Raw genomic sequence first — 336 nt, 5'->3', positions numbered from 1 at the left:
CCGCTGCAGACGAGATCATCAAGTGCCCGCAGTGTCTCGTCGATCGGCGTCACCGCGTCGGTGCCGTGCAATTGATAGAGATCGATATGGTCGAGCTGCAGCCGCTCCAAGCTGGCGTCGACCGAATCCTTGATATGGCCGCGCGAGGAGCCGCGCTGGTTTGGTCCCTCACCCATGGCGCCGTGGACCTTGGTGGCGATGACTACGTTTGACCGGGCAACACCGAGATCCCTAAGCGACTGACCAAGCAGACGTTCGGACTCACCGACGGAATAGACGTCGGCCGTGTCGAAGAAGTTGACGCCGACGGCGATCGAGCGGCCGACGATCTCGTTG

1 protein-coding gene is annotated in these 336 nt (G+C 61.9%); it reads right to left on the bottom strand.

What is annotated here, in order from left to right:
- The coding region (locus X742_RS140080) for an aldo/keto reductase (protein WP_023775708.1) at positions 1-336 on the bottom strand (336 nt) is incomplete at both ends.

The sequence above is a fragment of the Mesorhizobium sp. LNHC229A00 genome, assembly GCF_000502415.1.
Classification (GTDB): Bacteria; Pseudomonadota; Alphaproteobacteria; order Rhizobiales; family Rhizobiaceae; genus Mesorhizobium.
The sequence above is the reverse complement of the archived record's forward strand: the minus strand, read 5'-3'. Positions and strand labels throughout refer to the sequence as shown.